Annotated in this window: 23 protein-coding genes, 2 tRNA genes and 1 riboswitch; of the genes, 4 read left to right on the forward strand and 21 right to left on the reverse strand. The window is 35.4% G+C overall.

All coding sequences use genetic code 11. The features are described from left to right. Positions 1-7 precede the first annotated feature (7 nt). From rsmA to trpS, 8 genes are all read right to left on the reverse strand, one after another. On the reverse strand, positions 8-895 hold the full coding sequence (rsmA, locus tag F5ESL0233_RS06930) for a 16S rRNA (adenine(1518)-N(6)/adenine(1519)-N(6))-dimethyltransferase RsmA (protein ID WP_122059418.1): 888 nt from the start codon (positions 893-895) through the stop codon (positions 8-10). Then, positions 888-1,454, reverse strand: a complete 567-nt coding sequence (gene rnmV, locus F5ESL0233_RS06935; RefSeq protein WP_090092446.1) for a ribonuclease M5 — start codon at positions 1,452-1,454, stop codon at positions 888-890. The genes rsmA and rnmV overlap by 8 nt, the downstream gene beginning before the upstream one ends. Then, positions 1,441-2,208 (reverse strand): TatD family hydrolase, encoded by a 768-nt coding sequence (locus F5ESL0233_RS06940; protein ID WP_118896072.1) that lies wholly within the window; start codon positions 2,206-2,208, stop codon positions 1,441-1,443. Before F5ESL0233_RS06940 ends, rnmV begins: the two co-directional genes overlap by 14 nt. Then, positions 2,208-4,181 (reverse strand): methionine--tRNA ligase, encoded by a 1,974-nt coding sequence (gene metG, locus F5ESL0233_RS06945; protein ID WP_122059419.1) that lies wholly within the window; start codon positions 4,179-4,181, stop codon positions 2,208-2,210. Before metG ends, F5ESL0233_RS06940 begins: the two co-directional genes overlap by 1 nt. 109 nt (positions 4,182-4,290) lie before the next feature. Further along, positions 4,291-6,981, reverse strand: coding sequence for a magnesium-translocating P-type ATPase (gene mgtA, locus F5ESL0233_RS06950; RefSeq protein WP_122059421.1), 2,691 nt, complete (start codon positions 6,979-6,981; stop codon positions 4,291-4,293). 96 nt (positions 6,982-7,077) lie between these two features. Continuing rightward, positions 7,078-7,242, reverse strand: a riboswitch (M-box (ykoK) riboswitch). A gap of 55 nt (positions 7,243-7,297) precedes the next feature. Beyond that, on the reverse strand, positions 7,298-7,900 hold the full coding sequence (locus tag F5ESL0233_RS06955; protein WP_090092453.1) for a TPM domain-containing protein: 603 nt from the start codon (positions 7,898-7,900) through the stop codon (positions 7,298-7,300). Beyond that, entirely contained in the window at positions 7,887-8,366 is a 480-nt protein-coding gene (locus F5ESL0233_RS06960; RefSeq protein WP_122059422.1) for a deaminase, read from the reverse strand. Before F5ESL0233_RS06960 ends, F5ESL0233_RS06955 begins: the two co-directional genes overlap by 14 nt. A gap of 3 nt (positions 8,367-8,369) precedes the next feature. Further along, positions 8,370-9,389 carry a tryptophan--tRNA ligase gene (gene trpS, locus F5ESL0233_RS06965; RefSeq protein ID WP_122059424.1) on the reverse strand — a complete coding sequence of 340 codons (1,020 nt, stop codon included), beginning with the start codon at positions 9,387-9,389 and terminating at the stop codon, positions 8,370-8,372. A 107-nt stretch (positions 9,390-9,496) separates the two neighbouring features. Between trpS and F5ESL0233_RS06970 the strand changes: the two genes are divergently transcribed. Both F5ESL0233_RS06970 and F5ESL0233_RS06975 read left to right on the forward strand, forming a co-directional pair. Continuing rightward, complete coding sequence (locus F5ESL0233_RS06970; RefSeq protein ID WP_122059426.1) at positions 9,497-10,093, forward strand: SOS response-associated peptidase family protein; 597 nt, start codon at positions 9,497-9,499, stop codon at positions 10,091-10,093. Between the two features lie 59 nt (positions 10,094-10,152). Continuing rightward, positions 10,153-10,223 (forward strand) — tRNA-Gly (locus F5ESL0233_RS06975). A gap of 128 nt (positions 10,224-10,351) precedes the next feature. Here the strand turns inward: F5ESL0233_RS06975 and F5ESL0233_RS06980 are convergent. After that, positions 10,352-11,017: a CPBP family intramembrane glutamic endopeptidase gene (locus F5ESL0233_RS06980; RefSeq protein WP_122059428.1), complete on the reverse strand. Its 666-nt coding sequence runs from the start codon at positions 11,015-11,017 to the stop codon at positions 10,352-10,354. Positions 11,018-11,252: 235 nt separating this feature from the next. Further along, entirely contained in the window at positions 11,253-11,714 is a 462-nt protein-coding gene (gene greA, locus F5ESL0233_RS06985) for a transcription elongation factor GreA (protein ID WP_122059429.1), read from the reverse strand. Between the two features lie 198 nt (positions 11,715-11,912). Here greA and F5ESL0233_RS06990 point away from each other — a divergent pair, with 198 nt between their 5' ends. Both F5ESL0233_RS06990 and F5ESL0233_RS06995 read left to right on the forward strand, forming a co-directional pair. Continuing rightward, complete coding sequence (locus F5ESL0233_RS06990) at positions 11,913-12,335, forward strand: Hsp20/alpha crystallin family protein (protein WP_090092460.1); 423 nt, start codon at positions 11,913-11,915, stop codon at positions 12,333-12,335. A gap of 130 nt (positions 12,336-12,465) precedes the next feature. After that, entirely contained in the window at positions 12,466-13,782 is a 1,317-nt protein-coding gene (locus tag F5ESL0233_RS06995; RefSeq protein ID WP_090092461.1) for a C1 family peptidase, read from the forward strand. A gap of 302 nt (positions 13,783-14,084) precedes the next feature. Here the strand turns inward: F5ESL0233_RS06995 and F5ESL0233_RS07000 are convergent, their stop codons facing one another. From F5ESL0233_RS07000 to tyrS, 11 genes are all read right to left on the reverse strand, one after another. Next, positions 14,085-15,023 (reverse strand): nucleoside hydrolase, encoded by a 939-nt coding sequence (locus F5ESL0233_RS07000; protein ID WP_118896090.1) that lies wholly within the window; start codon positions 15,021-15,023, stop codon positions 14,085-14,087. A 10-nt stretch (positions 15,024-15,033) separates the two neighbouring features. Further along, positions 15,034-15,990 (reverse strand): ABC transporter permease, encoded by a 957-nt coding sequence (locus tag F5ESL0233_RS07005; protein ID WP_122059431.1) that lies wholly within the window; start codon positions 15,988-15,990, stop codon positions 15,034-15,036. Continuing rightward, positions 15,990-17,093 (reverse strand): ABC transporter permease, encoded by a 1,104-nt coding sequence (locus tag F5ESL0233_RS07010; protein WP_090092465.1) that lies wholly within the window; start codon positions 17,091-17,093, stop codon positions 15,990-15,992. Before F5ESL0233_RS07010 ends, F5ESL0233_RS07005 begins: the two co-directional genes overlap by 1 nt. Next, on the reverse strand, positions 17,086-18,621 hold the full coding sequence (locus tag F5ESL0233_RS07015) for an ABC transporter ATP-binding protein (protein ID WP_122059432.1): 1,536 nt from the start codon (positions 18,619-18,621) through the stop codon (positions 17,086-17,088). The genes F5ESL0233_RS07010 and F5ESL0233_RS07015 overlap by 8 nt, the downstream gene beginning before the upstream one ends. A 72-nt stretch (positions 18,622-18,693) precedes the next feature. Further along, positions 18,694-19,758, reverse strand: coding sequence for a BMP family protein (locus F5ESL0233_RS07020; RefSeq protein WP_090092468.1), 1,065 nt, complete (start codon positions 19,756-19,758; stop codon positions 18,694-18,696). Positions 19,759-19,882: 124 nt separating this feature from the next. Then, positions 19,883-20,965, reverse strand: coding sequence for a BMP family protein (locus tag F5ESL0233_RS07025; RefSeq protein ID WP_090092469.1), 1,083 nt, complete (start codon positions 20,963-20,965; stop codon positions 19,883-19,885). Between the two features lie 236 nt (positions 20,966-21,201). Next, positions 21,202-21,855: an HD domain-containing protein gene (locus tag F5ESL0233_RS07030; protein ID WP_122059434.1), complete on the reverse strand. Its 654-nt coding sequence runs from the start codon at positions 21,853-21,855 to the stop codon at positions 21,202-21,204. Between the two features lie 21 nt (positions 21,856-21,876). After that, positions 21,877-21,950 (reverse strand) — tRNA-Thr (locus F5ESL0233_RS07035). Between the two features lie 56 nt (positions 21,951-22,006). After that, entirely contained in the window at positions 22,007-22,345 is a 339-nt protein-coding gene (locus F5ESL0233_RS07040) for a heavy metal-binding domain-containing protein (protein ID WP_122059436.1), read from the reverse strand. A gap of 100 nt (positions 22,346-22,445) precedes the next feature. Beyond that, the gene (locus F5ESL0233_RS07045) at positions 22,446-22,841 is read right to left on the reverse strand and encodes an NUDIX domain-containing protein (RefSeq protein WP_158593143.1); all 396 of its coding nucleotides are present in this window, start codon (positions 22,839-22,841) and stop codon (positions 22,446-22,448) included. 52 nt (positions 22,842-22,893) lie between these two features. Then, entirely contained in the window at positions 22,894-24,159 is a 1,266-nt protein-coding gene (gene tyrS, locus F5ESL0233_RS07050) for a tyrosine--tRNA ligase (protein WP_122059440.1), read from the reverse strand. Positions 24,160-24,411: the final 252 nt, after the last annotated feature.

Consider the following 24,411-nt stretch of genomic DNA (forward strand, 5'->3'; position numbering starts at 1 on the left):
ATTTTGGTTAATTTTTAATTGGTATGGCTCGGGCTAGGTCAACAAACTGGTCAATCGTCAATTGTTCTGGCCTAGTATGTAAGTCAACACCCAAGTTACTAATCAGTGCTTCCCGTTGGAAGGTATTAGGAATTAAAGTTTTTAAATTATTATTTAATGTTTTGCGTCTTTGGGCAAAACAACATTTGACTACCCAATTAAAATGTTTAATATTACCAACATCTGTTTTTTTAGGCAAAGGCTGCAAAACAACTACACTAGAATCAACCTTAGGTCTTGGAATGAAAGACTTGCTTTTTACCTGTAAGGCAAGGTTTACTTTCATTTGCGTTTGGACAGAGATTGTAAGTGGACCATATTCTTTAGTAGCTGGATGCGCACTAAGCCGCTCGGCTACTTCTTTTTGCATCATTAAAGTTAAACTGGAAAAATTTAACTTTGTATCATTTAAAAAGAAAATAATTGGCGTCGTAATATAATATGGCAAATTTGCCACTACTTTAACTGGTTGAGTTAAATCAAAAAAATCCGCCAAATCAGTAGCAAAATCCGCCTTTAAGATATCCTTAATCATAAGCTTAAAACGCTCTTTTATCGGGACACCATTGATTTTTGCAGGTAATTCATTTTGTAAAATTTCGGGCAAAGTTTCGTCGACTTCATAGGCAAAGACTTTTGCCCCTGCCAATAGTAATTGTTCAGTTAATGAACCTATTCCTGGACCAATTTCAATTACTTGATCATTGGACTTAATCTCTGCAGCTTGAACAATTCCTTCGAGAGCATCTAAGTCAACCAAAAAATTTTGGCCGAGATTTTTCTTAGCTCGTAAAAAATAACGATTAATAATGGCTTGGGTTCTTACACTTGAACCAATTGGCATATCACTATTCATTATTAACCTCCTCTACTACTTTCTCAAGTTGAGCACTAGTTACCCCAAAAGTTTGTAACCGTTTATAAAATTGTTGTGCATTCCCGTAACCTATTCGCAATTTAATTCCTACTTTTTCCCGTAATTTACGCGAATTTAAGTCACTAGCTAAACCTAATTTTCGATATATTGCTCTAGTCAAATCACTGCTTTGCATTTTACTTTCATGTAAATCACTCAAAGCTGTAGTCAGCGTAGCCTTTGAGGCATGCTCAACTCCTAACGAATTTCCTTTTTTACGTGGTCGACCTTCTTGACGAGTGATAAATGCTTGCTTCGCGTTTGGCACTACTTCAGTAACCAACCGTCTAATCCGTTCTCCGTTTAAATCAGGATCAGTTAAAACAATTATATCGCGCTTTTTAGCTAATTCTTTTAATTCTACTAAAACGGCATCTGGCACATCGGAACCATTTGTTTCGATTGTTTCAATTCCCGGGAAAAATTGTTTTAACCTAATTGTGTCATCTTTTCCTTCAACAACAACTACTGCATTAAAATGTTTTTTAGTTAAGCCCATAAATCCTCATTGTATTAGCATAAGTTGCTTGAGCAACCTCTTGTATTGGTATATCTTTCAATTCAGCAATAGCTTGTGCAACATAATAAACGTTACCCGGCTCATTTTGCTTGCCTCTGTATGGCTTAGGTGTCAAAAATGGTGCATCCGTTTCAATCAGTAACCGATCTAGTGGAGTATTTTTGACAGATTCATGCACCTGCGTCGCTTTAGTAAAAGACGCCACACCTGAATAGGAGAAGTTAACATTTAAAGCTAAAAACTTTGCTAACCATTCAACACTGCCATTAAAACTATGCAAGACTGCACCATATTCTAGATTACTATGCCTGAGAATTTCGTAACAATCCGCAAAAGCGTCACGCGTATGGATATCAACTGGCATTTTTAATTCATGTGCAACCTCAATTTGTCGAGCAAATACCTCTTTTTGCTTTTCTCGCGGCGTTTCATCCCAATAATAGTCGAGCCCAATCTCTCCCATCGCTACCACACCAGGAGTTTGCAACTGCTCAATTAATAAATCTTCAGCCTTTTGATTATAAGCTTTAGCAATATCAGGACAATAGCCAACCATTGCGTAAACTTGATCAAAACGCTGGCTTAAGGCAATTGCTTGTTGGTTAAAAGTAGGGTCTTGCCCAGCACAAATTACTTTGGTTACCCCTAATTTATGTGCACGTTCAAGGTAAAACTCTTCTTTTCCTTGAAAAGGTTTGTCTTGTAAATGGGTGTGATTATCAATTAATTCCATTAACCTAATTCTGCCCCAATTTCATGCTCATCACCAACAATAGCTAATTTTACTTGTCCTGCTTTTTCACTAGATAAAAGCATGCCTTGACTAAGTTTTCCTAGCATCTTACGTGGCTTTAAATTAGTTACTGCCAGTACTTTTTTACCTACTAATTCACTTGCTTCTGGATAATATTTCCTAATTCCACTTAAAATTTGACGTTTGTTTCCTGCACCAAAATCTAATTGGAATTGTAATAACTTATTAGAGCCCTTAACTGGCTCAACTGCTAAAATTTGCCCAACTTGAATTTTAATTTTAGCAAAATCATCAATTGTAATTTCTTTGCTTTGCTCTTTTTCACTGCGGGATTGCTTCTTGGGCTTAGCTTTTGCCATTTCATCTTTAATATATTTAATTTCTTCTTCTGGCTTTAAACGTGGATAAATTGGCTGTGCTTTTGCAGCAACTTTGATATTCCAATCGTAGCCACCAAATTTAAGTTGCTTTTGCGCAGAATTATTCCAATCAAGTCCTAATTGCTTGTATATTTTGCCTGCAGTCCGCGTCATAATCGGTGCGATTAATAATGCAATAATACGTAAACTTTCTGCTAAATTAGCCATGACTCGCGCTAAATCATTCTTTTTGTCTTCTTTATTTAAGATCCAAGGCGCTGTCTCATCAATGTATTTATTAGCACGACTGACTAATTGCCATATGTCATCAATTGCTTGCGTAAAGTGAAGCGTGTCCATTTCTTGTTGATAACTATTAATCACTTTATGCGCAGTTTCAGCTAAATTTTTGCCCAATTCATCTTGTTCACTAACTGGCTTAACAAGACCCATTTGATACTGATTAATCATCGAAACGGTCCGATTTAGCAAGTTACCTAAATCATTGGCTAAATCATAGTTAACTCGTTCAACAAAGTCTTCCGGTGTAAAAATACCGTCAGAACCAAATGGTAATGCTCGCATTAAGTAGTAACGTAAAGCGTCTACACCATAACGGCTGGTAATTGACTCCGGATAAACGGCATTACCCTTTGATTTAGACATCTTACCATCCTTCATTAATACCCAACCATGACCAATAATATGTTTAGGTAGCGGTAAATCAAGAGCCATTAACATAATTGGCCAATAAATTGTATGAAAACGAACAATTTCCTTACCAACCAAGTGAACATCAGCTGGCCAATATTTTTTAAACAAAGAATTATCAGCAGAGCCATAACCCAAGGCGGTAATATAGTTTGATAAAGCATCAATCCAGACATAAACAACATGCTTAGGATCACTTGGTACCGGAATTCCCCAAGAAACTGTGGTTCTAGTAACCGACAAATCCTCTAGCCCCGGCTTAATAAAATTATTGACCATTTCCTTTTCGCGCGAATTAGGCAGAATAAATTCAGGATGATCTTGATAGTAGCGGTAAAGTCGATCAGCATACTTGCTCATTTTGAAAAAATATGATGGTTCCTTAACCAGTTGAACCTTATGACCAGATGGTGCCTTACCACCAACCACCTTGCCCGCAGCATCACGATAAACTTCGGCCAATTGTGACTCAGTAAAGTATTCCTCATCTTCAACTGAATACCAGCCAGTATATTCACCAAGGTAAATGTCACCTTGTTTTAACAAACGTTCAAATATTTTTTGAACGCCTTTAACATGTTGCTCATCAGTGGTGCGAATAAACTTATCATAAGAAATATCCAGGCTTTTCCATAATTTTTTGTAATCTGCTGCCATACTATCAACAAACTCTTGTGGCTTGATTCCTTGCTGTTCAGCTTTTTGCTCAATCTTTAGCCCGTGTTCATCAGTTCCAGTTAAAAAGAAAGTATCATAACCCTGACTACGCTTGTATCGAGCCATAACATCAGCAGCAATAGTAGTGTAAGCATTACCAATGGTCAGGCGGCCAGATGGATAATAGATTGGGGTCGTAATGTAAAAAGTTTTTTTATCAGCCATTTTCATTTTTCTCCTTAAGATTCGTATAATTCATTATATTATATAATACTACACCAACAAAAAAGAGAATTCCTCCTGGAATTCCCTTTTTAACCTTTAGCCATATTTTCTAAATTAGAAATTTTTCATCTTTTAAGTAAAAATGCTTTACCAAAGTCGTCAGTAAGATATAAAGGATTAAAATTCCTAAAATAATCCACATAAAGCTTAATGGCATCTTACCAAAACCAAGCTTACCTGCTAAAGAGGAAAATGGAATCAATGTTCCGATAATCCCAGCACCGAAAGTAGACAAGACAACGGTGGTTGTAGCATGTTGCTTAATAAACGGCAAGCGCCGGTCACGCAAGGCATGAATAACCATTTCTTGCGTCCACAGTGATTCAATAAACCACCCCGTATGGAATAAAGCTATAAAAGCTATTTTTTGACTAGGGCTAATTGCATTAAAGCTACCACCAACTAAATACGGACAAATTATAAAGTATAATAAGCCAAATGTTAGAATATCAAAAACTGAAGAAGTTGGACCAAAGTAAAACATAAATTTTGGTAATTTCTTAGTCGACCAAATTCGTGGCTCTTTGAGATAATCATCAGACATTTCATCAAATGGTAATGATAAGCAACTAGTTCCATATAATAAATCTAAAACCAATAGTTGCAAGGGCAGCATTGGTAAAAATGGTAAAAATGAGGACGCAACTAGAATCGATAAAATATTACCAAAGTTTGAAGATAGGGTAATCTTAATGTATTTAGTAGTATTACCAAAGACTTTACGTCCAATTCTAACCCCTGTTTCTAAGACATTCATATCCTTATGTAGCAAAATGATATCGGCTGATTCTTTCGCAATATCTACAGCTGTATCTACTGAAATCGAAACATCTGCCGCTTTCATTGCTGGTGCATCATTAATACCGTCACCCATGTAGCCTACTGTATGACCATTTTGTTTCAACAAGTTGATAATCTTAGTTTTGTCTTCTGGTGATAACTTCACAAAAATATTACATTCTTCTACCATCTTTGCCAATTCATCCGGTTTTTTCCCTTCTAAATCAGCCCCAGAGTAAACCGTATCTACATTTAAACCTACTTGCAAACCAATTGTTCGCGTAACTGCTTCATTATCGCCAGTTAAAATTTTAACTGTAATACCGTCTTCTTTAAGCTTTGCCAAAGCCGCTTTGGCACTTTCCTTTGGGGGATCAAGAAAGGCTAAGAAACCACATAATATCAAGTCTTCTTCATCTTTAACAGAAAATTCTCCCACAGGAGCTGGATTACGCTTATAACCCAACATGATAACCCGCAATCCATCGCTATTCATTTCGTTAACTTTTTCCATTACTTTTTGTTTACGTTCTGGCGTTAGCGGTAAAATTTGCCCATCGACTTCAATTTTAGTGGCAACAGCCATCATCTCTTCAGAAGCGCCTTTAGTTACTAGCAAGTGTTCGCCATGTTCAAGATCAGCATTTTCAACGACTACACTCATTCTTCTTCTAGAAAAATCAAACGGAATTTCATCAATCTTATTATAATCACGTTGAATTTCATTAATATCTAATTCATCACCAGCTGCCTCAATGATTGCTTTATCAATCAAATTTTTCATTCCAGTCTGGTAATATGAGTTAAGATACCCTAATTCTAAAATATGAGGATTTTCATGTAAATTTAAATCATAGTGCCGTTCTAAAACCACTTTATCTTGAGTCAAAGTTCCTGTTTTATCAGTACATAAAATATCGGCTGAGCCAAAATTTTGAATCGAATTCATCTTTTTAACAATTGTGCCCTTTTTGGACATTTCAATTGAACCTTTGACTAAATTAGTTGTCACAATTACAGGCAGCATTTCTGGCGTCAACCCAACTGCAGTTGCAATTGAAAAAATTAAGGCATTAACCCAATCTCCCTTAGTTAAACCATTAATAATAAAAACCAATGGGGCAATAATAGCCGTCATAATTATTAATAGCTTAGACACATTTTTAATTCCCACATCAAATGCAGTGTTTTTTACATCTTGATTTGAAATATCATGTGCCAGCTTGCCGAACATTGTCCGCTCACCTGTAGCAAATACAACACCAAGTCCAGATCCAGAAACAATCGTTGTCCCTTCATAAAGAATATTTGGGTAATCTAAATAATCACGATCTGCGCCAATTTTAGGTTTCTTGGTTGCAATCTTTTCAACTGGATTCGATTCTCCATTTAATGAACTCGATGAGCAAAATAAATCTTTACTCGTTAAAAGACGCATATCAGCTGGAACCATATCACCAGCTGCAAGCCGAATTACATCACCAACTACCACTTCACTAGTATCAATTTCTTGATCCTTACCGTCTCTAATAATGTCAGTTGTAATTGAAACCATCTTTAAGAGTGAATCAACAGCATTTGATGATCTGATATTCTGAATGAAATTAGTTATCCCTGAAATAAAGACCATCGTTAACATAATTATTACCGTTGTTAAATCTTTTTCACCGGCTGGAACAAAAATATAATCGGTACATAATGATAAAAATGCTAAAACAATTAATACTAAACTAAAAGGAGTAATAAAAGCTTCTGTCAAAAAATGCAATTTAGAATTATGTTTGTTAGACGTAATTGTATTTGCACCATATTCTTCTCTATTGCGAACAGCTTGTTCACTTGTTAACCCATCACTGCTAGTATGTAGTCGTGCTAGTGTCTCAGTTCTACTTTCCTTAGCAATACTTTTAACCAGCTCCAAATCTTGGTTAGTAGCTGATTCATTGGCTTTTTTCAACATTATTCTCACTCCTTCTTTTCCAAAATTCAAACAAACTAAAAGAGAGCCCCAATCTGCTTTATCCGCTAGGCGCTCCCTCCTTTTAAACAAGGTATTATCAAGTACTCGTCGTTCAGTTTTAACACTACGTGACGTAAGCCTTAAGCTAGCTATCTGGTTAGCGCCTTAAATCGACGATAACTATTTGACTCATTGGCATCTCTGGATGTTTCTGAGCGATAGCATATGTTCACGTAGGAGTCTCACCTAACAGTTTATTTGTTTTATTTAATTAGCAAATCGATAGTAACACACACGCTTAAGGTGGTCAATCCTTTTACTTATTTTTTATATGTAAATTACTTTTGAAAAAATACGCTAGGCCAGCAATTACAATAACTAAAGCCATAGCAATCGGCAAAGCCAATCGATGCGGATGAATGACTTGCGCCCGTTCCTTACTAGTTAAATCATATTTATCAAGGGCATATTGGTAGCGTTGATCAATGGTCGTTGCACAAGCGCGAAAAACAAATCTCAAGCCCTTGTTAAATTCTTTTTTGTCCTTGCTAAGTAATGCGGCAGATTGTGATCGGATAATACTTCCCCGCACATCTGCTGTAAAAGCACCATGCAAATCCTTACTAGAATAAATTTGGACATTCCGCTTTTCTTTTTTGACCCCTACAACGATAAAGACAGTTTTTTTAGCCTTAGCTAAACGATGTGGCGTCAAATCATTTATTCGTTGAACCGTTTGCACCACAATCTGAGGTTGCTCACTAGTTTGTAAATACCGCCCATTTTTAGCAACAATTAAATGGCTAGTTTCTTTATCTAACAGGTGACATTCATCCTTAATATTAGGATCAGAAAATGCGGTCATCGTTAAAAATAGACTAACTAATACAACTATAGAACTTAATTTAGTTTTCAACATCTTCAAGCTTATGTGCCAGCTGTTCAACATAGTTGCGATTAATTTTAATTTGCCCATAAGGAACCTCACAATCTTTAAAAAGCTCAATTGCCAAGTGATTATCATGATAATCAAAGTAATAGTTTATCTTTTTAATACCCGCTTGAACTAAAGCCTTAGCACAATTATAACAAGGAAAATGTGTAACATAAATTTCCGTATAATCAGTTGAAACACCGTTGCGCGCACATTGAATCAATGAATTCATTTCTGAATGAATTGTCCGCACACAATGATTAGCAACAATCTGATGCCCAATATCATCGCAATGTGGCTCATTGCTAACTGACCCATTATAACCAGTTCCAATAATTCTATTATCTTTTACCAAAACACTGCCTACTAAGGCACGATCACAAGTAGAACGCTGCGCAATTACTAAAGCTTGCATCATAAAGTATTGTTTCCAAGGAATCCGATCACGCATTTTTTACCTCTTAAAGTAGTTTAAGCCAATCGCATCACGTACTTCAGACAATGTTTGATTTGCGACAATATTAGCTTGTTTAGAGCCTGCTTCGAGCATCTCATAAACTTCATCAATCTTTTCTTCATATCGGAGTCGACGTTCACGGATTGGTGCTAATTCCTGCTCTAATACTTTGTTTAAATATCGTTTTATTTTGACATCGCCTAATCCACCCTTTTGATAATCTTCTTTCAATTCTGCCACTTTGGCTGTATCAGAATCAAAAATATCAAGATAAGTAAAGACAGTATTACCCTCAATCTTACCAGGGTCTTGTACATGAACATGCCCAGGATCAGTATACATTGACATAACTTTCTTTTGGACAGTTGCTGCATCATCTGAAAGATAAATTGCATTGCCCAAAGATTTTGACATCTTAGCGTTTCCATCAAGCCCAGGCAATCTTCCCTGTCCTTTAGTCGAAAAGTAACCCTTTGGTTCCACCAAAATATCACAATTATATACACGGTTAAAAGTTCGAACAATTTCTCTTGTCTGTTCCAACATTGGTTTTTGGTCGTCACCTACTGGTATAGTTGTGGCCTTAAAAGCCGTAATATCAGCAGCTTGTGAAACAGGATAATTCAAAAAACCTACTGGAATTGAATCATTAAACCCTTTTTGCTTAATTTCTGCCTTAACAGTAGGGTTTCGTTCCAAGCGGCTAACTGTAACCAAGTCCATGTAATAGGCTGTTAATTCAAATAAGGCGGGAATTTGTGATTGAACAAAAATGGTTGATTTATCTGGGTTGATACCGACGGCCAAATAATCAAGCGCAACTTGAATTAAACTATTACGAACCTTTTCTGGATTACGTGCATTATCCGTAAGTGCTTGAGTATCGGCAATCATAATATATGGCTGATATTCACCAGAATCTTGTAATTTAACTCGATTTCTTAATGAACCAATATAATGTCCAACGTGTAATTTACCAGTTGGACGATCACCCGTAAGTAGTATTTTATTTTTCATTAGTATCCTCCTTGCCGAAAGTTGAAAAAAATTTTAAAATCTTTTTAATGCAGTAATTACAACTAATTCTACCAAAAATCAAGCCATGATAAAATACAGAGGATCAAATGTGTCATCAATTCCAAATACCAAGCTTAGCTGAAATCAAAAAATACTTAATTACCGATTTAAAATTACCATTAATAGAACCAGATTCGAATCTACCGCAAAATTCTAATATTTTTCCCCAAAAAAAGGCCCCTATACTCTTATATCAAAATAATCAGTTACTTTTAATTCCTAAAACTTGGGGCTATCCCAAGCCAATGAATCAAAATCAAGTTATTTTCAATGCTCGGATAGAACGTTTCTTCAATCAACGGCCATCTATGTGGGATTCATCTTTTGCACGTAGACGATGCATTATTGTTACAAACTGCTTTTTTGAAACAGCACAGGAAACTTATATTACTAAATACGGTAAACAAGCACATGAGGAATATAGTTTTCATAATTCTAACGAGCCCCTGACCTTAATTGCTGGTATTTACCAAAACGATTATTTTTCAATGGTTACTACCACGGCTAATCAAATAATGCAACCAATCCATGATCGGATGCCATTAGTTATTGAGCCAGATGAACTACGCCAGTGGTTATTTCAAAATTTTTCTGCACTAATTACGCGTGACGTAAATCTAGTTGCCACTAAAATGGCCCAATAGCCAAAAATTTTGCCGAAAGTTGGTTTTTCTAAAAAACTATGGTAAAATAAATAGGAAATGCGGGTATAGTTTAATGGTAGAATGTTAGCTTCCCAAGCTGAAGATGCGGGTTCGATTCACGCTATCCGCTTAATACTATATAAAAAACGTAGGTCAATCCTAAGGATTTAACCTACGTTTTTTATGTAATTTAATTCTTATAATTGATCCCAAAACAGACCAAGCAATTTAGTTATCTTAATACATTGGTTCTTAAGTTTACGTCATAATTAAAAGTAAAACACCATTTAAAACAGATAAATAAATCGGCATCCATAAAGTTTGTGTATACAAATAAGACCAAGCAAAAATAGCGCCAAAAAAGAAATTGATTAATAATAATGTTGCTGAATTTTGCCAATTAAGCAAACTAAATAAAATTCCAGATGTAATAATCCCCCAAATAGCGGTAGGTACATTATCACGCCTAAAAGCATAGTTAAACAAAAAGCCAGTAATTAAAAACTCTTGTAATATCGGTAAAACTATTCCTAACGCAATCACAAAGAACCAATAATTTGCCACCCCTTCATGGTGTAAATATGTTGTTTGTAGACCGTACAACTGCAAGTGATTATACGATTGCAACCAAGAAATACTGATTCTGAATACAGTAATTAGCAGGGTCATGCCAATAATAAGCGCAAAATTACTAATAATCCATGACCTGGCTAATCCTGGAGCAAAGAAGCGTTGCTCTCGATTAAAGCGATAAATAAAAAATAACAGAACCATTAAGGAAATTGTTGCAAATAAGATAAAATTCCAAATATGAATTGGCAGATTTTCAATAACTAGCTTGATTACGCCAGCTGTCATTAAATAGCAAATAAAATAAACAATATAGCGTATTAGGTTACCTTCTCTTGATGCTGGTGTATTCACAAAACTACCTCTATCTAACTAATTGTATACTCTTCAAAATCCATATTATAGCAAAAAAAAGTAATTTTATGAAATGATCATTAACTTTTCTTAAATAGCTAGCTTTTTCGACCATCCATTTCGAGAAGATTTCTGATTCCTTCCTCGAAACTTAATATCTAAATTCAGATATGACACAACTAATTCCTAATAGGACATATATTACTAACATTAAGTACGACTAAATAGGATGTCTTTAATCGATCGCTTTAATTGTTACTTGATAGTTTCCCGCAGGAGCTATTACCTCTACAGTCGTATTCACAGTTTTTTTCATAATCGCCTGTCCCAATGGTGAATCAAAGGCAAGTTTACCCTTAGTAACATCGGCTTCCATCCGCCCAACAATTTGGTATGTCTCAGTTTCTTTTTCTTGACCAATCTTAAGTGTGACTATTTTGCCTAAATCAACTTTACCATCAGTAGTTTTTTTAATAATTTCAGCATAATTCAACTGCTTATTTAAATAACGTAATCTACTTTGCAAATGTCCTAACTCGCGCTTAGCTTCGGTATATTCGGTATTTTCTGATAAATCACCTAATGCTCGAGCTGCCTGCAAAATTTTAATTCGCCTTGGACGCTCTTTTTTTAAACGAGCAATTTCCATCTCAATTTTTTGATAGCCTTCTGGGGTCATCTTCTGATAATAAGTCAAAACTTCTTCTCCTCATTTTAATAATCCACAAGCTATAATTCTTATAATAAAAGGATAGCCACCACATAATTAGCACTTAAAAAATAAGAGTGCTAATTATTTTTATTTTTCAATGCTGAATACTATAATAATAATTGTACAGAGGAATTGAAAGTCTTCTGTAATAAATTAATTTAATTTTGAAAGGAAGTTTTTACTATGACAAATGAAATGATAAATCGTCACAATGACTTTTTCGATGCAATGAATGATTGGTTTGATCTTCCGAGAAAATTTTTTGATGAGACTGAAATAACAAAATTAATGCAGTCTGATGTGGCTGAAAATGATCATGATTATGTAATTAATATTGATATGCCAGGTATGAATAAAGATGATATTAGCTTAAACTACAACAATGGTATTTTAAGTGTTGCTGGGTCGAGGAAAGCATTTAAGGATGTTGCCCACAATAGTAGTATTATTCACCGTGAAAGAAGTATTGGTCACATTTCTAGAAGCTTTAGATTGCCAAATGTTGCTGCTAATGAAATTAGTGCCAAATATGAAAATGGTGTTTTAACCGTCGTCTTACCAAAGCAAAGTACAGATAAAAATGATAATTCAATAAAAATTGACTAACTTAAATAACACAATTCTGACAAAACTATCAACCCTATAATTCCTAAAAACGAGTTCACTTATTGAACTCGTTTTTCTTTTAGATTAAAATATAAAGTGATTTAAAATTAAATTAAAAGGAGATTCACCTATGGGATACAAACTTACCTTACAAGAATTAGAAAAGTTTTCAGCTGATTTTAATAAAAGCACGCAAAATCAGGTTGTTGCTAGGGCTGCACAAAAAAGTGGTGTCTTAGCTGCTGCTTATAATGATCGGGTGCAAAATGAACTAACCCGCGTTTTTTCTACAGAATTAGCTACTGATAATGTAACCAATCAACGTCAATCTGGTCGCTGCTGGGAATTTGCGACGCTAAATATTTTACGTCATAATTTTGGGCAAAAGTATCATTGTAAAAACTTTACTTTTTCACAAAGTTATAACTTTTTCTGGGACAAAATTGAACGAGCTAATAATTTCTATAACTATATTATTGCAACAGCTAGTGAGCCACTTGATTCTCGTATTGTTAGAACTCATCTAAATAATGCTGGCAAAGATGGCGGGCATTTTCAAATGGCAACAGCCTTAATCGAAAAGTACGGTGTTGTACCTTCATATGCAATGCCGGAAAGCTTTAATGCAAATAATACAGCTGGCTTTGGCAAAGCCTTAGGCGATAAGCTTAAAAAAGACGCATTGGTTCTACGTAAATTAAAGCAGGCAGGAGAAGATGAAAAAATCAAACTCGTTCGTGAACAATTCTTAAGTGAGGTTTATCGAATGACAGCTATTGCTGTAGGAGAGCCACCTAAGAAGTTTGATTTAGAATATCGTGATGATGATAAAAATTATCACTTAGACAAAGAATTAACCCCACTAGAATTTCTACATAAATATATGGGCGATGTTGACTTTAATGATTATGTACTTCTAGCTAACGCTCCAGACCATGAATACAATAAACTTTATAGTTTGCCCGATGCCAATAACATTGATGGCACTTGTCACATTCAATGGCTCAATGTTCCCATTGAATACTTAGAACGTGCTAGTGTTAACCAGTTAAAAGATGGCGAAGCTGTTTGGTTTGGCAATGATGTTGGTGAGCAAAGTGATCGGCAAAAAGGCTATTTAGATAGCAACTTATATCAATTAAGTGACCTATTTGGGGTTGATTTAAAAATGTCAAAAGCTGATCGATTGCGAACTGGTGCCGGCTACTTTAGTCATGCCATGGCTCTTGTTGGCGTCGACGAAGATCAGGGTCACATTCGCCAGTGGAAAGTAGAAAATTCCTGGGGTGAAAAAAATGGTGACAAGGGCTTTTTTGTAATGAACAATGAATGGTTTAAAGAATACGTTTATGAAGTTGCTGTTCATAAGAAGTATCTAACTTCTGAACAAATCACTTTAGCCGAAGGTCCTGCAACTGAATTACCAGCTTGGGATTCATTGGCTTAAGCCGGCGAGGATTCTAGTATAGATTGCTTCTAAAAATTAGCCAGTTTTATAAATAAAAAGACTAACTCAGTATTTTATTGAGTTAGTCTTTTTGGTTGACTTCTAACTACTTGTTTACATTTTGCTTTTTCATCCTTTTAGTATCTAGGTAGACTACTCTTCTAACTAACTATCTTCTCATTCTTTGTACTAAATGATATAAAAAAATAATTTAATTTAAATCACTATAAGTAAGTATATATACTCACTTTATTTATAATAAAGCAAAAAAACAGCTCTAAACTAGAACTGTTTTTATAGTTTTACTTAGTCTGCATCATTAATTCATCAAACTTTTTAAAGAAGAAGTCCTTATCAGCTTTGGTTACTAAAGTAATCTCCCGCCCATTTTCATCATCTTCCAAACGACCCGCAGCATTACCCACGGTACGTACTTTAACTGTTCGCTTTTCCGAAGCTAGAACCACTTCTGGATATAAAGCATTAATTGTCGTCAATACATCCCAAAAATAAAGTTGGGCACTTTGAATTGGAGGATTTACTAATAAGCTATATGCTTGACCTACTAAATCAACTACCGGATATTTTCTCAAACTTGCCCAGTGCATCTTAAGATCATTGGTTAGTGGTAGTTCTTCACTACTCTCTAGCCCAATAACTTGCATTGGAATCTCAGATTGAAAGACTCGATCAACCGCAAATGGATCCCAAAAAGCATTCCATTCTTGTGTTCCATCAGCATTTACTTGTACCACATTTCCATGACCATCAAGTGAACCACCCATCCAAAATAAACGATCAATTTTTGTTTCAATTTTGGGATCAACTTCTAAAGCACGGGCTAAGTCAGTTAAAGGACCCGTCATAACTAAAGTAACTGGCTTAGCTGCCTTTCTTAGTTTATCAATCATATCTAAATGCGCTGGTTCAGCGGCTTCACCAGTTGTTATTTTTCCAGACTCATTTAGTAATGGTAGTGAATTAAAGGAATATGATGCCGTACGCCACGCTTCTGGAAACTGGTTAACTGCCCGCGAATTCGACTTAGCAATAGCTAGCTTATCACCACGCAAATTAAATTGATCCGTCATTTTTCGACAAACTTCTACTGATGGCTCAAGATAACCATCGGCGTCAATTGCACTAACACCAAGCAACTTAATATCTGGTGCTTGTAATAGCAATAAATAGGACACTAAGTCGTCAATATTGCCATCATGATTAAAATAAATTTCTTTCATTGTTATCTTCCTATTTTGACTTAATATAATTTTGACCATCAGCTGCTGGAGCAACTGACTTACCAAAGAATAACACTAAAATTATAATTGTAATTACATAAGGAGCAATTTGCATATAAACAGACGGAATATGATTAAAAAATGGTAACTGATTGCCTATAATACTGATACTTTGGGCAAAACCAAAAAATAGCGAAGCAAGCATTGCTCCTAAAGGATTCCACTTACCAAAAATCATAGCTGCCAAAGCCATAAAACCTTGACCGACAATCGTCGAAATCGAAAAATTACCCGAAATTGCTTGTGCAAATACTGCACCGCCAATACCGCCAAGAAAGCCTGAAATTAATACACCAGCATAGCGCATACCATAAACATTGACTCCCAGCGTATCAGCTGCTTGGGGATTTTCACCGCAAGAGCGTAATCGTAAACCAAAACGAGTTTTATATAAAATCCACCACAAAAAAACCGCTACAAAAATTGCAACCCAAGCTGGAGCAAATGTATTTTCAAAAAGAATTGGTCCAATAAGCGGCAGCTTAACTAATCCAGGAAAGCTAAAGTACCCAAAACTTTGTGTAATATTTTCTGTTTGCCCCTTATCATAAATTGCTTTAATCAAGAACACTGCTAATGGTGGTGCCATCAGATTGAGTACAGTACCACTAATGACATGGTCGGCATGAAAATTAATCGTTGCAACAGCATGCAAAAGTGAGAATAGCAACCCGACTACTCCTCCTACAATTAACCCCAACCATGGGGTCAATTTGCCGAAAAAAGTAGCAAAAGTTAAATTAAAAACTACTGCCGAAAAAGCTCCCATGGTCATGATTCCCTCAAGTCCAATGTTAGTAATTCCTGAATTTTCACTATACACTCCACCAAGAGCAGTAAAAATTAAGGGAGTTGAATATACAATGGTTGATGACACTAGCAAAGATAAAATTGCAACTAAATTCATTATTGCTCTCCTTCAGTAATATGCGAGACTTTTTCTATATCTGGGGTTGAACCTTTATCCTTAAATAACAAGCCAATTACATATTGAATGGCAACAAAGAAGATAATTGCAGCAATCACAATGGAAACTATTTCATAGGGAATACCCGCAATTGTCTGCATACCTAGACCACCAATTTTCAAAATAGAAAACAATAACGCAGCAAGCAATATACCGACTGCAGTACCACCACCAAGTAAGGCAACTGACAAGCCATCCCAGCCAATATCTAGGCTAGTTGTTTGCGTGAAGTAATTCTGATAAGTCCCTAGTCCCTGTACTACACCACCTAAGCCAGCAAAACCTCCAGATAACAACATCGAAAGGATAATATTCTTTTTAGTCGACATCCCAGCATAGCGACTGGCAAAAGGATTAGTTCCAACTGACCGAATTTCAAAACCAATCGTTGTCTTCTTCATTAAATACCAATAAAGAAAAACAGCAATAATTGCTAGAAAAATGCCAGCATTAATTCTGGAATCACCAAACATTGAACTTAACCAATTAATTTTTAAACTTCCATTAGCTGAAATTGTTTTTGTTGTGTCAGTATCAATACGCAAACGACTTGGCATAATTTGTTGCATCAAATACTGCGAAGAATAGAGCACAATGTAGTTAAACATGATGGTGGTAATAACTTCATTTGTTCCAAATTGTGCCCGTAACCAACCAGCAATACCAGCCACAATTGCTCCAGCTATTATACCCGCAACGATTGCTAGTGGAAGTAGCACAAACTTAGGCATATTAGGATTAGCTAATACAAGCCAAATCGAGGTTAGCCACCCCGCCTGTGCTTGACCCGGTAAACCAATATTAAAAAAACCAGCATTTGAAGCAATTGCGAATCCAATCGCTGTGAAAATTAATGGTGTCGCTTCACGAATAGTTTCACCAAGCCCATTCATATTCCCCAGTGCACTCATAAACATTGACGAATATGCTTGTAGCGGGTTATAACTCCAAACGAGCATAATAACTGCCCCAACTAAAAAGCCCGCCAAAATTGAGATAATTAGTACTAAATTCTGTTTAGTCTTGGAAGTTACTTTAAGCAAAAGTTGTACCTTCTTTCTTAACTCCAGTCATTAATAAACCTAATTCCTTATCACTAGTATCATCTGGTTTAACTTCCCCAGAAATATTACCATCATGTAAAACAATTATCCGATCCGATAGTTGCATAATTTCATCTAGTTCATAAGAAATTAATAAAATTGCTTTCCCTTTAGCTCGCTGAGCTAGCAGTTGGTGATGAATATATTCAATTGCACCAACATCCAACCCTCTTGTCGGTTGAAAAGCAATAATTAAATTACTATCTCGGCTCAATTCTCTAGCAATAATCACTTTTTGTTGATTTCCACCAGATAGATCACTTACTGGTGACTCAACTCCTGTAGTTCGAATGTCAAACTGGCTAACTAATTTTTGAGCATGTTGCTTTATCAAATCATGATTAAGTACATGATGATGAGAATACGGTTTTTTATAATATGACTGAATAGCTAAATTATCAGCAATTGAAAAGGGTAAGATTAAGCCAAACTTTTGACGATCAGCAGGAATACATGAAACACCTTTTTCGGTAATTTTACGGACTTCTTGATTAGTTGTTTCTTGGTCATTGATTAGAACATGACCTGAATCAATATGTGTTAAGCCAGTTAAAGCTTGTACTAACTCATCTTGACCATTACCATCAATACCTGCAATACCTAAAATTTCTCCCGCTCGTAAATTAAAAGATAATCCTTTTAAAGCAGGAATATTTTGCTTATTTTTAACATTTAAATTAGCAACTTTTAAAATTGTTTTACCAATTATGGCAGGAGCTTTATCTAATTGCATATTAACATGTCGTCCCACCATTAATTCAGCTAAGCGATTATTACTTACATCAGTAACTTTAAAATTACCGACACTTTTACCCGCACGAATAACACTTACTCGATCAGCTACTTGCTTAATTTCTTCTAACTTATGAGTAATTAAAATTATTGATTTACCTTCGTTAGCTAACCCATGTAATATTTGAATAAATTCAGTAATTTCTTGGGGTGTCAATACTGCTGTTGGCTCATCAAAAATCATAATATCTGCACCACGATATAAAATTTTAAGAATTTCAACACGTTGCTGTTGAGCCACTGTAATTTCACTAACTTTTTTTAAGGGATCAACATTTAAATTATAACGTTGCGACAACTCTTTAATTTCCTGTTGTGCCTTCTTAAAATCTAACCTTATCCCTTTAGTAACTTCATGCCCTAAAATAATATTTTCCAATACAGTAAAAGAATCCATCAACATAAAGTGTTGATGTACCATACCAATTCCTAATTTTTTAGCAATTATCGGATTTTTAATGGTGACTTTTTTCCCACGAACAACTATTTCACCAGCAGATGGCGTAAGCAGCCCCGATAAAATACTCATCAAGGTAGACTTCCCAGCACCGTTCTCCCCAAGGAGTGCTAAAATTTCACCTTTTTGCAAAGTAAGATTGATATCGTTATTAGCTTTAAAGCCATTAAAGTCTTTGACAATGTGGCGCATTTCAATTACATTAGTCGTGTTTTTCATTTAGCCCTATTTCCTTTTATAAAAAACTCTTTGTGGATACAAAGAGTTTTTATTTTACCTAATTACTTTTTATTATTTCACCTTAACTCGACCAGATACAATTTGTGTTTTGGCTTTTTGCACGGCAGTCCAAGCCTTAGGTGACATACTTCCTTTAGTCACGGATACACCATTATCCTTTAAAGAATATACCAAATGTTTACCACCAGGGAACTTACCTTTTGCCGCTTGATCTGCAATTGACTTAGTTGCAACATCTAATCTTTTTAAAACAGAAGTTAAAGTAAAGTTACCCTTTTGCCCATCCTTTGACTTGTAATTTCCCAGTTTTGCTTGATCAACATCAACGCCAACAACCCAGACTCTTTGGCTAGCTGATCTCATTTGATTGTATGCTTTGGCCTCCTGAAAAACGCCATTTCCAGCTGAGCCAGCGGCATGAAAAATCACATCATATTTATTGGCATATAACGATTGCGCCATTGATTTTGCCTTATCAGTTGCAGTGAAATTACCGATATATTGCTCGGTAACTTCAATTTTTTTATTTAGCGCCTTAGCTGCATCAGTAACACCTTGTTTAAAACCACTTGCAAAAGATTCAATTGTTACAGCCTTAGCCCCACCAATAAAAGCAACTTTATTTGTTTTAGTTGTATAGGCAGCCGCCACTCCAGCTAGATAAGCCGCTTCATTACTTTTAAAAGTTACGGATGTAACATTTTTTTGCTTGGTAATTATGTCATCAATGATAACAAAATTTTTCTTTGGATTTTTCTTAGCAGCTGCCTTAACAGCATCTTTCAACATATAACCAATACCATAAATTGTATCATAACCGGACTTAGCTGCTTGATCAAAATTTGGGGTAAAGTCAGTGGCACTATTGGATTCAAAATATTGATATCCGGATCCTTTTTGTAAATTATGCTCTTTACCGTAAGCTTTGAAACCTGCCCATGCGGCTTCGTTAAAGGATTGATCGCTAATTCCGTTACTGTCTGTAATCAGAGCAATACTATCTTTTTTACTCTGCCCAGTTGAACCTTGTTTTTTGCCTGTACAAGCAGTAAAAAGTAAGATAGCAGAAGTAGCTACAACCCCTAGTGATAATAATTTCGTAATTTTTTTCCCCATGTTTATTATATCCTCCAAAAACACGAACTTTATAACTTTAATTTTATTATAAAATACGTTTAATTTCAACTTTTATCGTTTTCCAGCAGATATAAAAACAATTATCAATCAAAATACGAACTATTTATTTGGGATGAATTGGCACCTTGATTTTATTTTTAATGATTTGTTCCCTTGCTATACGTGAATATTCCCAAGCTTTACTATTGATTTGCCCACGTTCAATCGATACACCATTAGTATTTAAGCCATAAACTAGCTGCTTGCCGCTAGGGAACTTACCGTTATATGCGCGATTAGCAATATCATGAGTTGCAACATTTACTCCGGTAATTACAGAAGTTAAAACACAATTACTTTTCTTTCCGTCTTTATCTTTATAATTGCCAAGGTATGACTGGTCAACATCTACACCAATCGTCCAAACTTTTTTATTGGCTGGACGATTTTGGTTGATTGATTTAGCTTCTTGGAAAAGACCATTACCGGCCATCCCAGAAGCATGAAAAATAATATCAGCCTTTTTGGCATACATTGATTGTGCAATAGCTTTTTCTTTATCAGCACTAGTAAAGTCACCAACATATTGATTTAATAATGTGATTTTTTTATTTAATTTTTTAGCTTGATCATGAACACCCTTAGTGAATCCGGCGTCAAATAGATCAATAATATCGCCATGTGTTCCACCAATGAAACCAATCGTATTAGTTTTAGTTTGCGTTGCTGCAACTACTCCTGCTAAATATGCTGCCTGTTCACTTCTAAAGTTAGCCGAGGCCACATTTTTTTGTCCCTTAATTACTTCATCAATGATAACAAAATTCTTTTTGGGATACTTTTTGGCTGCTGCACTAACCGCATCTTTCAAACTATAGCCAATGCCAAAGATTGTTTGATAGCCCGACTTAGCCGCTTGATCTAGATTTGGTTCAAAATCAGCTGAACCGCTTGATTGAAAATATTGATAACCATTGCGGCCTTGCTTTAAGCCATGCTCTTTACCATAAGCTTTAAATCCGCGCCAAGCAGACTGGCTAAAAGAATTATCATTAACACCCGTTTGATCAGTAATTAATGCAATTGAATTTTTTGCACTTCCACTAGAATTACCATTTCCACCCTGTTTTTTGCCTGAACAAGCAGTCAATGCCAGTCCAGTAAATAATGCGATGGTAGCAAAAGAAACAATTTTTTTGATTTTCATTTTATGACCTCCTAGATATTCCAGTTAATAAAATATCAACATTTAGTGGTTATGTCAAAGCTGTTATACAATATAAAGTGTTGATGTAGCAATGTTCTTGTTTTGGCGTAAAACTTGTCATAGCTTGCCGATTAGGGCTTTTGTATGCAACAACTAAATTTTTTTATTTTTATTTTGCGGTAAACAAAAACTGAGATTCTTATTTAAAATCTCAGTTTACTTACTAAAAATATTTATTAAACATTCCATTCAGCCATAAATTGATCGACAAACTTATGCATAAACTCAGTGCGTTTATGTGCTTCTTTTTTGCCACCAAGAGTATTCATTGTATCTTCAAGCTGAAACAATTTTTCGTAAAAATGATTAATTGTTGTCTCAGTATGCTTACGATATTGGTCATGACTAATTAGCTTTTCTGGCTTGATCTTAGGATTATAAATATCAATGCCATGCAATCCGCCATAGGTAAAAGCACGTGCAATTCCTATAGCACCCAGACTTTCGAGTCGATCTGCATCTTGAACATATCTACCAGATAATGGTAACTGATAATGATGCCCAATATTTTTAGAAAATGACATATGTTGTATTGTAAACAAAATATCTTGAATTTCTAATTCCGTAAACTTAGCCTGCTTCAACACAACTTTTATTTGCTGGATTACAGTTGCTGGATTACTACAAATTTTTTCATCAATTGTATCATGTAAATAGCCTGTTGCTTGAATAATCCCTATTTTTCGACTAGCCAAGTCAGCAGTCGGGTTATCTTGCAAATAAAGTTGCCGTGCCAAATGAGCTACACGTTGACCATGATAAAAATCATGGCCTGTTTTTTCATTTTTCAATTTTTCCTTAACAAAGCAGATTACTTTAGTTATATCCACAAGATCAACTCCTTATCCTTAAGCCGCTTCCCAGATTTGAACTGTGGGACCTCCTCCTTACCACGGCGGTGCTCTACCTGCTGAGCTAAAGCGGCATATTTATTGTAACAAAAAAGTATTCACATAGAACGAGAATACTTTTTTATCTTAATTATTCATTATGTGCTACATATTTTACTGCTGAACCATAGGCAACAACTGATTGCATGTCATTACCAATTGACCCGGAATCATAGCGCATCATTACCACCGCATCTGCACCCAATTTTTGTGCTGATTCACGTAATCTAATCATTGCCTGTTCACGTGACTCTTCTAGCATTTTGGTATAACTACGAATTTCTCCACCAACCATTGACTTTAGTCCTGCACCAAAATCTTTTAAAAAATTTTTAGATTGAGTTGTTACTCCAAAAACTTCACCAATGATTTCATATTCTTTACCAGGTATCTTCTCTGTTGTTGTAACTAAAATTGATTGGTTATTCATACTTATCTCCTAAGATTATATTTAATAATATAAGGCTATATCATTAAATATGATTATGAATAAATAACTATAATTTGTCAATTACAGCGCTATTATAATTTTAAGCATTGTCTGCTGCTAGCCTTGCTGCTATTTGTGGTGGCATTAAATTAATCTTAGCTATATCTTTAAGCTTAACCCATTCTGGATGATAGATGTTAGTACTACTTGACCGCGTTCTTTCTTCACCTTGAATCAATGGGGCCCTAATTAATTTGGTTGTCGCTTTAAAAAAAATTTGTTTTTCGTCTTGGTCTAATTGATATAGTAGAGTTAAATCTCGAGCCGCTAACTCAATCCCTAACTCTTCTTTAAACTCCCGAAGGGCCGTTTCACTGGCAGTTTCTCCCTTGTGTGCTCGACCACCTGGTACTACCCAATAATCACGCTTATTAATGCGGTGAATTAATAAAACAGCTTTTATCGTTGGACAATAAAGGATAATTCGCGCTCGCATTTTTTCCTTTCTATAAATAAAATACCTGCTAATAACAGCCATTTCACTTAATCTAACCCTTAATTTTCACTAAAGTATACTTTTTCTTTCCTTTACGAACAATTACATATTTACCGCTAAATGCTTGACTTGGGTCTACATTGAAATCAAGTGACTGCTTTTTTTCACCATTAATATAAATTGCTCCATTTTGAACATCTTCGCGGGCTTGACGCTTAGAAGATTCAATTTGAGTCTCAACTAAAAACTCAATAATATTTTTGCTTTCAGAAGTTGCTGTAGCCATCGGAGCATGCTTAAGCCCTTGCTCAATTTGCTTAACCGTTAAGCTTTTAATCTCACCAGAAAAGAGGGCAGTAGTAATCGTTTCTGCTTCTGCTAATCCTGCTTCACCATGAACAAATTCTGTTACTTCTTTAGCTAATACTTTTTGGGCTGTTCTCTTCCAAGGCGCCTTTGCTACTTGTACCTCTAGTTCTTCAATTTCTTCATGGCTTAAAAATGTAAAGTATTTCAAATATTTAACTACATCACGGTCATCTTGATTAAGCCAAAATTGATAAAATTCATACGGACTGGTCTTTTCTGGATCAAGCCAAACAGCACCACCTGCTGATTTACCAAATTTAGTCCCATCGGCTTTCAGCATTAACGGTATAGTTAAGCCAAATGCAGGTTGCTCTGAACCGGACAATTTATGAATTAAATCGATGCCCGCTGTGATGTTACCCCACTGATCACTTCCGCCAATTTGCATCTGCACATTATGATCTTTATTCAGGCGATAAAAGTCAATTGCTTGAAGTATTTGGTATGAAAACTCCGTAAAGGAAATACCATTTTCCAAACGGCTAGCGACTACATCTTTACTCAGCATATTATTCACCTGAAAATGTTTTCCATAATCACGTAAGAAATCGATTAAACTTATTTGATCTAACCATTCTGAATTATTTACAATTTCAAAATTAGCAGTACCAAACAATTTTTCCATCTGCTTAGTTAAAGCTACTTCATTTTGATGAAGCTTCTCTGGGCTTAATAGTACCCGTTCTGATTTACGTCCAGACGGATCACCAATTGAACCTGTTCCTCCTCCAATTACAATTACTGGATGGTAACCAGCTAGTTGAAACCTCTTAAGAATCATGAACGGAATTAAATGTCCAATGTGGAGCGAATCACCTGTTGGATCTGTACCACAATATAATGCAAAATCATCATGATCTTGCAAATATTTAGTTAAGCCGGATTCATCCGTTTGTTGATTAATTGCCCCGCGCCATCTTAAATCTTCTAAAATGTCAAAGTTTGCCATCTTTTTCCTCCAAAAAAAATCCCTAGATTCCAAAATAGAATCTAGGGACGACTAAATTACTTTTCTTAGCCGTGGTACCACCCACGTTTACGCTCAATATAGCGCCTTAACTGAAAGTCGATATTGGAACTACCCAAATCTGTATTTTGCAACCTTCAACCTGCCTAGCTCACACCAAATGCTAGTTCTCTGAACCCTGAATCAAAGTGCTACTTAAATATTATAACGTGATCATACTAATTTTTTTTTAAT

It is taken from the genome of Lactobacillus sp. ESL0233 (assembly GCF_003692995.1).
Taxonomy (GTDB): Bacteria; Bacillota; Bacilli; order Lactobacillales; family Lactobacillaceae; genus Lactobacillus; species Lactobacillus bombicola.